This window comes from Sulfurimonas sp., assembly GCF_028694895.1.
GTDB lineage: Bacteria > Campylobacterota > Campylobacteria > Campylobacterales > Sulfurimonadaceae > Sulfurimonas.
In genome coordinates, this window is sequence record NZ_JAQVKA010000073.1 from 1 (window position 1) to 7,623 (window position 7,623).

The 7,623-nt window shown below is 35.1% G+C and carries 9 protein-coding genes; all 9 read right to left on the reverse strand.

Annotated features, from left to right (window positions below):
• Window positions 1-422, reverse strand: a 422-nt coding sequence (locus PHI38_RS07860) for an aminotransferase class I/II-fold pyridoxal phosphate-dependent enzyme (RefSeq protein ID WP_299854741.1), incomplete at its 3' end; no start/stop codon positions are given.
• Between the two features lies 1 nt (window position 423).
• The gene (locus PHI38_RS07865) at window positions 424-1,611 is read right to left on the reverse strand and encodes a UDP-N-acetylglucosamine 4,6-dehydratase (protein WP_299854743.1); all 1,188 of its coding nucleotides are present in this window, start codon (window positions 1,609-1,611) and stop codon (window positions 424-426) included.
• Window positions 1,608-2,627 carry a GDP-L-fucose synthase gene (locus PHI38_RS07870; protein ID WP_299854746.1) on the reverse strand — a complete coding sequence of 340 codons (1,020 nt, stop codon included), beginning with the start codon at window positions 2,625-2,627 and terminating at the stop codon, window positions 1,608-1,610. Before PHI38_RS07870 ends, PHI38_RS07865 begins: the two co-directional genes overlap by 4 nt.
• Window positions 2,611-2,943, reverse strand: coding sequence for a type II toxin-antitoxin system RelE/ParE family toxin (locus PHI38_RS07875; protein WP_299854749.1), 333 nt, complete (start codon window positions 2,941-2,943; stop codon window positions 2,611-2,613). Before PHI38_RS07875 ends, PHI38_RS07870 begins: the two co-directional genes overlap by 17 nt.
• The gene (locus PHI38_RS07880; RefSeq protein ID WP_299854751.1) at window positions 2,936-3,073 is read right to left on the reverse strand and encodes a hypothetical protein; all 138 of its coding nucleotides are present in this window, start codon (window positions 3,071-3,073) and stop codon (window positions 2,936-2,938) included. Before PHI38_RS07880 ends, PHI38_RS07875 begins: the two co-directional genes overlap by 8 nt.
• Window positions 3,074-3,191: 118 nt before the next feature.
• Window positions 3,192-4,316, reverse strand: a complete 1,125-nt coding sequence (gene gmd / locus PHI38_RS07885) for a GDP-mannose 4,6-dehydratase (RefSeq protein WP_299854752.1) — start codon at window positions 4,314-4,316, stop codon at window positions 3,192-3,194.
• Window positions 4,317-4,337: 21 nt separating this feature from the next.
• Window positions 4,338-5,708, reverse strand: coding sequence for a mannose-1-phosphate guanylyltransferase/mannose-6-phosphate isomerase (locus tag PHI38_RS07890; RefSeq protein ID WP_299854754.1), 1,371 nt, complete (start codon window positions 5,706-5,708; stop codon window positions 4,338-4,340).
• Window positions 5,701-6,768 carry an NAD-dependent epimerase gene (locus PHI38_RS07895; protein ID WP_299854757.1) on the reverse strand — a complete coding sequence of 356 codons (1,068 nt, stop codon included), beginning with the start codon at window positions 6,766-6,768 and terminating at the stop codon, window positions 5,701-5,703. Before PHI38_RS07895 ends, PHI38_RS07890 begins: the two co-directional genes overlap by 8 nt.
• 59 nt (window positions 6,769-6,827) lie before the next feature.
• Window positions 6,828-7,466 (reverse strand): YceI family protein, encoded by a 639-nt coding sequence (locus tag PHI38_RS07900; protein WP_299854759.1) that lies wholly within the window; start codon window positions 7,464-7,466, stop codon window positions 6,828-6,830.
• Window positions 7,467-7,623 lie beyond the last annotated feature (157 nt).

Sequence of the window (7,623 nt, forward strand, 5' to 3'; positions counted from 1 at the left end):
CTATTTACAATCTCACAATTTGCACTTAAAAACTCTTTGAGCGATTTTGGGCTTAAACCCATGGTATCCAAATCAACATCCACAAAAACCGAAGTTGCGCCCGCGAAGCTTATGGCATTGCAAGTAGCTATAAATGTCAGCGGCTGAGTTATAACTTCATCATCTTTTTCTACACCTGCTAAAAGAAGTGATATGTGAAGTGCAGAAGTTCCGTTTGTGGTCGCAACTGCATACTTCGCGCCTGTAAACTCTGCAATTTTCTTCTCAAATTCATCTACAAACTTGCCAACGGAAGAGACGAAAGTGCTGTCAATACACTCATTTAGATATTTTTTTTCATTGCCGATGAATCTCGGTTCATGAAGAGGAATAAACTCTTGAGTGTTGAATATTTGTTTTATAAAATCAACTATATTTTGCATATTACATCTTCCCATCTAAATATTTACCGGTCTCTTTGTGCCCAAAATCAGGAATCATTTTAAAAAACAGCTCAACTATCTGCTCTTTGCTCCACTCTTGGTTTTTTTTCATAATCTTTATTTTATCAGCAAACTCATTTAGAAGTTCTTCATCAAATAGCGCTTCGTTCTTTATGATGCCCAAGTTCTCAAATCTCTCCATATCAAGAGTCTCTTTATCTGTAAAAAACTCCTCAAAATCTTTTTCGCCCGTTGTGTCGCTCGTACTGAAAAGGCAAGGCCATTTTCCTTCTGCAGGCAAAGTCTTAGCTAACTCTCGTGCTTCATCTTCATCTTTGCACAAGTATGGCTCATACCCTTTTTCTTTAAGATATTTCACTGCAATATCCGCAAAAGAGATAAGATGTAAATTTTCACTCAGTTTTGGAAAAAATATATCACGATTCTCTCCGAATATGCAAGACATAAGACAAAGCTCACCTGACTCTTGGGGTGTTACAAAGTATCTTTTTATATCGTTTGGTGCAACAATGGGCTGATTTTTTTCTAGGCGTTGATTAAATCCATGAAGAAGACTCCCATCACTAAAGGCAACATTCGCAAATCTAGCCATTGAGACATTGATTTGTTTAGATTTTCGCATGACAAACATCTCCATAATTCTCTTGCTTGCTCCCATCATGTTTACAGGATTTGCTGCTTTGTCTGTGCTTACACAGAAGTATTTTTTAGTACCGTTTTCAATTGATTGCCGGAGTGTTTTATCGGTGTTGAAAATATTTACATCACACATACGCATAAGAGTAAAGGGGTCTTTTTCGCTTCGCACATGTTTAAGCGCAGAAAGATTCAAAACATAATCATACTTACCGTCAGCCTTTATAAAAGCATCATACTCAACTGAACCGACATCAAGCGCAAACGTTTGAAAATCACCATCAATATATCCAAAACTGCTTCTTATATCACGGACAAGTTCAACCATGTTGTTTTCACTTATATCAACTACATGTAGTTTTTTCGGATGGCGCTTAAATATCTCTTTTGTGACTGCCTGACCGATAGAACCAGCCCCGCCGATAACTAAAAAAGCAGAGTTTGAAACTATATCTTTCAACTCTTTATTACTGTTGTTAATATCTTTTTCAAACAGCTCTTTTTCTCTGCCTATTAGTTTTAGTGTCTTCATTTTATATTCCTCAAATACCACTCATAAACAGTTTTAATCCCATCTTTCAGCTCAACCTTATGCTTCCATCCAAGAGCATGAAGTTTTGATGGGTCTGTTAGTTTAACCATAGTACCGTCTGGTTTATCGGCGTTGAAGTAGAGTTCGCCTCTATAGCCGACTATATCTTTTATGAGGTAAGCCAGCTCTTTTATGCTGATGTCTTCGCCTGTGCCTATGTTGATGTGGGTGTTGGTTATTTGTATATTTGTATATTGGTCATTGGTTATTGGTTCGCATCCACTAGTACACGAATTACTAATATACGAATCAACTACATCTTTAAAGTCTCTGTTTTCCATCAAAAACACGCATGCATCTGCCATATCTTCTGAGTATAAAAACTCTCTTCTAGAATTTCCGCTTCCCCAGATCTCTACTTTTGGTTCATTGTTTATTTTTGCTTCGTGCATTTTTCTTAGAATTGCAGGAAGTACGTGAGAAGTCTCTAGGTCAAAGTTGTCATTTGGGCCGTAGAGGTTTGTCGGCATTACGCTTATAAAGTTTGTGCCGTACTGTATGTTGTAGCTCTCGCACATCTTTATGCCTGCTATCTTTGCTATGGCGTATGGCTCATTTGTGTACTCTAGTTCTGATGTAAGCAGACTATCTTCTTTCATAGGCTGTGGTGCATTTTTAGGATAGATACATGTAGAACCCAAAAAGAGAAGTTTTTTTACTTTATGAACATAGCTTTGATGTATAACATTGTTTTGAATAGCTAGATTTTCATAGATGAAATCTGCTCTGTATGTATTGTTAGCAACTATACCACCTACTTTTGCAGCGGATAAGATTACAAACTCGGGCTTTTCTTTTTCAAAGAACTCTTCTACAGCTTTTTGATTTGTCAAATCCAGCTCTTTGTGAGTTCTGTATATCAGATTTGTATAGCCTTTGCTTTGTAAGTTTTTTACTATTGCTGAACCAACAAGTCCATTATGCCCTGCTATATAAATCTTACTTGTTTTGTTCATTTGTTTTCTCATCTTTATTAACTTTGTTTGCATAGTCAACAGAACCATGGAATATTCTAATGATATTTATTTCACTTATATTTTCAGATACTTTATAAATAATTATATGACTCTCATGTATCAATACTCTACAATCTCTTTTTATCAATTTTACTTTACACTCTATACCCATATATGGATTGAGTCTTAGTACTTCTATTTTCTTCTCATATCCGACTAGATAACTTATAGCATTGACTTTACTCTCGCTAGCAATATGAGAGATAGCACTATCTAAATCTAATTGGGCTTGCTTTGAGTAGCTAATACTATGCATACTTTCTTTTGATATCTGCCATAATCTCTTCATGTGACTTATCACTCATACCTGAGTTTAGTCCTTCGTCAATCCCAGATTCTAAATGTGACCAATCATCTTGAATAATTTTACTTTCTAATATTTCCACTTTGTTCTTTGGTAAAGTATTTAAAAATTGAAATACTTTATCATAAAGACTATCATGAATATTTAATTTTAATGTATGCATAATTAACTCCTTTTGATTTTATATAATCTTACCAAATTTACTCATAATAACTCATAGTTTTATATCCACCGTCTTTTAAGTAAACATCTTTTGTCATTAGCTTTAGGTCTGATTTCATCATGTCATTTACTAGATCTTGAAGATTGTATTCTCTATTCCAGCCTAGTTTTTTCTCTGCTTTACTTGGATCGCCTAAAAGAAGGTCAACTTCTGTTGGTCTAAAGTATCTCGGGTCAACTGCTACAACCTCTGTGCCAATTGCTACTTGATACTCAGGATTTGAGCAAGATACTACGAATCCTTTTTCATCAACACCTTCACCTTTAAACTCTAGTGTAATCCCAGCATACGCAAAGCTCATCTTTACAAAATCTCGCACTGGAGTTGTTGTCCCTGTTGCTATTACCCAGTCTTCTGCTTCTTCTGCTTGAAGTATCATCCACATCATGCGTACATAGTCTTTTGCATGCCCCCAGTCTCTTTTTGCGTCAAGGTTTCCTAAATATAACTTATCTTGAAGTCCTAGTGCTATCTTAGAGGCTGCTCTTGTAATTTTTCTCGTTACAAATGTCTCACCTCTAACTGGGCTTTCATGGTTAAAAAGGATTCCATTACATGCAAACATACCATAGGCTTCTCGGTAGTTTACGGTTATCCAGTAAGCATACATTTTAGCTACCGCGTAAGGACTTCTTGGATAAAAAGGTGTAGTTTCACTTTGAGGAGTTTCTTGTACTTTTCCATAAAGCTCACTTGTACTTGCTTGATAGATTCTTGTTTTGTTCGTTAGCCCTAGTAACTTTACCCCTTCGAGTATTCTAAGCGTTCCAGTACCATCGGCATTTGCTACATACTCTGGTGTCTCAAATGAAACAGCAACATGGCTCATAGCAGCAAGATTATAAATCTCATCTGGTTGTGTCTCTTGAATTATTCTAGTCAAGTTCATAGAGTCTGTCATATCACCATGATGTAAAATCAGGTTTCTATTTTCTACATGCGGGTCTTGATATAAGTGGTCAATCCTATCAGTGTTAAAGAGTGAACTTCTTCTTTTAATACCATGGACGATGTAACCTTTTTTTAGTAAAAACTCTGCTAAGTAAGAGCCATCTTGTCCTGTTATTCCTGTGATTAGTGCTACTTTTTTATTATCTATCATTTTTAACCTCTTAATTTATATTTAATTTCTACTAAAATCATCATCAATTCTGATGATATCATCTTCACCAGTATACTCTCCAACTTGCGCTTCTATTATGATTAAAGGAAGTTTTCCTTGATTTTCAAGCCTATGTATTTGCCCCGCTTTTATATAAGTACTTTCATTTGGGTTTAGTATAAAAGTATTATCTTCTACCGTTACTGTAGCGCATCCGTTTACAACTATCCAGTGCTCATTTCTATGAAAGTGTTTTTGAAGGCTAAGTCTTTTCCCAGGCTTTACTTCTATACGCTTGATTTTATATCCATTTGAGTCTTCAAGTATGGTGTAGCTTCCCCATGGTCTATGACCTGTTAGGTGTATATTTGAAAGTTCTGAACTTTCTTCTTTTAGTTTTGTAACAACTTCTTTTACTTTTTGGCTTGAGCCCTTTTTTGATACTAACAGAGCGTCACCGGTATCAACTATGATAAAATCTTCTATATCTACGGTTGCTATTTTTCTCTCATGTCCATAAATAAGGTTGTTTTTAGAGTCGATTGAGATATGGTTTTTATTTTTTGTATTGCCATTTTCATCTTTTGGCAGCTCTTCATAAAGACTATCAAAACTCCCTACATCACTCCAAGATATATCTGATGGTACTACTTTTACTTTTGAGCTCTTCTCCATAACTGCATAGTCTATGCTATCTTCTGGAATATTTATCATATCTTCATGCTTGATTCTTATTAAATTATCTTTAGAAGAGTTGTTAAAGGCTTGTAGTGATGCTTCATAAATATTAGGAGAATATTTTTGTAGCTCTTCTAAAAAGATTCCAGCTTTAAACATAAACATCCCAGAGTTCCAATAATAATTTCCAGCTTCTAAGTATGAAGTAGCTCTATCAAAATCTGGTTTTTCATGAAAAGCTTTTACGTCAATGCCATTAGCTTCAATATATCCAAATCCAGTTTCAGGAAATGTAGGAGTTATCCCGAAAGTAACTAAGTTGTTTTGCTGCGCTAACTCTTTAGCTTTTTTTAAAACATTAGAGTATTCAATCTCATTTTTTATTAGATGATCACTCGGAGTAACTAGGACAATCTCATCATATTCTAGTGCCATACAAGCAAGAGCTATTGCTGGAGCTGTATTTCTTCCTATTGGTTCTAGAAGATATTTATTGTTTGTTTTGTTTAACTCTTCTAGTTGATCAAGTGCTAGAAAATATTGTTCACTATTAGAAACTATAAACTGCGAATCACATACTTTAGAATTTCTCTCAACTGTAAGCTGAAAAAGTGACTTATCATCAAAAAGCTTTACAAACTGTTTTGGCATAAGAGTTCTGCTTATTGGCCAGAGTCTTGTGCCTGAACCGCCGCATAAAATTATATTAGTCATATTTGTAAAACTCCTTATACCACTTCACAAATCTCTTTATCCCAACTTCCAGCGTTGTATCTGGCTTATAGCCAAAATCTTTTATCAGGTCACTTACATCTGCGTAAGTTGAGACTACGTCACCGTCTTGCATTGGTAAGAAGTTCTTTTGTGCCTCTTTGCCTATGGCATTTTCAATGGTTTTTATAAACTCTAGCAGTTGTACTGGAGAGTTGTTTCCTATGTTGTATATCTTGTATGGGGCTGATGAGATTGATGGATCGGGGTCTGTTGCATCGAAACTTTGTAATGATATAGTAGGGTTATCTATTACTTTTATAACACCCTCAACTATATCGCCTACATAAGTAAAATCTCTGCTCATGTCTCCATGATTAAATACTTTTATAGCTCTGTCATTTAGTATAGCGTCTGCAAAGAGCATCGGAGCCATGTCTGGTCTTCCCCACTCTCCATAAACTGTAAAAAATCTTAATCCTGTACACTGAATGCCGTAAAGATGTGCGTATGTATGAGCCATCATCTCATTTGATTTTTTAGTTGCTGCGTAGAGTGAAACTGGATGGTCTGTATGATCGCTTGTATTAAATGGCTGAGATTTATTTAGTCCATATACAGATGAAGATGATGCAAATGCTAGATTTTTTACGTTGTAATTTCTACACGCTTCTAAAATATTTACAAAGCCTACAACATTGCTTTGAATATATGCGTGAGGATTTTCTATAGAGTATCTAACCCCAGCTTGAGCTGCAAGATTACATACTGCATCAAATTTTTCTTCTTCAAAAAGTTTGTTTAGTGTTTTGGCATCTTCTAGATTTGCTTTTATAAATTTATGGTTTGGATAAGTTTTAGATTGGAGGAGTTGATTCTCTTTTATATCGCTTTTGTTGATTCCAAGCTGCTCTAGTCTGGCATACTTCAGGTTTACATCATAATAATCATTTATATTATCAAGGCCAACTACTTCATCGCCCCTTAAAAGTAGCGCTTTAGCTAGATGGTAACCTATAAATCCAGCTGTCCCTGTAACTAAAATCTTTTTTTTCTTATACAACTCAGACTCTTTAATTTATTTTAGAGACGAATTGTATAATATATAAGCTTTTAGAATAGTTATTTGTCTTGGTTTATAGCTTTAACCTTGCAAAGAGTCGCTTCTATCTTAGTCTTAAAGCCGATGCCTACATCACTCCAAGTCTTACCCTCATGAAGGTCAAAACAAGCTTCATTAATTCCAGCGAGTGCTTTGCTTGCGCTAAAGTCTAGCAAATCAATTGAGCCTTTTGCTTCAAAGATTCCATCACTAAACGTATAAGTCATAGGAGTTGCTCTCTTAACACCATTCATCTCTATTAGAACACTTAAAGTACCTGTTCTTGGAGTATTTTTTACTCTTTTATCTGCTTTGATATCGAGTATCTTTGCGTTGATGTTTTTATCACTCATAAGTCCAAAGAAAAACTGTGCAAGTTTTGCATCGCGGTCTTCATGCTTTGAGTTTACACTTGAAGCATCTATAACAACTGATGAACCTACTAAAATAGAGCGAAAGTCACTACCACTAGTAGCTACTGGAGCGTAAGTTACCTTATCAAAAGCACCGCCAACACCAACTTTTTTTGGAGTTTTATATCCTGTCCAGTTTACTTCTATTTGACCACTTTGAGCTAGAGTACATCCACTTTTTTCACTTGCATTTGCAGTAAAGGTGAAAGATAGCACCAAAAGAGCTGAGAGTATTACATTTTTCATTTTTATTCCTTGACATAATTTCGACAGATTATAGCCTCTATTTCTTTTTTATCTACTTTTTTTTAAAAAGTACACTATTTTTAAAGTTATGTTTAACTATCTCAAGATTGAATCTCTCTGCCAGATATATAAATGTGCAAAGATTAAAAAAGCCTAT

Excerpts from the sequence above, each read along its gene's own strand:
- PHI38_RS07865 (WP_299854743.1), bottom strand. The coding sequence starts at position 1,611 with ATGAAGACACTAAAACTAATAGGCAGAGAAAAAGAGCTGTTTGAAAAA.
- PHI38_RS07870 (WP_299854746.1), bottom strand. The coding sequence starts at position 2,627 with ATGAACAAAACAAGTAAGATTTATATAGCAGGGCATAATGGACTTGTT.
- PHI38_RS07875 (WP_299854749.1), bottom strand. The coding sequence starts at position 2,943 with ATGCATAGTATTAGCTACTCAAAGCAAGCCCAATTAGATTTAGATAGT.
- gmd (WP_299854752.1), bottom strand. The coding sequence starts at position 4,316 with ATGATAGATAATAAAAAAGTAGCACTAATCACAGGAATAACAGGACAA.
- PHI38_RS07890 (WP_299854754.1), bottom strand. The coding sequence starts at position 5,708 with ATGACTAATATAATTTTATGCGGCGGTTCAGGCACAAGACTCTGGCCA.
- PHI38_RS07900 (WP_299854759.1), bottom strand. The coding sequence starts at position 7,466 with ATGAAAAATGTAATACTCTCAGCTCTTTTGGTGCTATCTTTCACCTTT.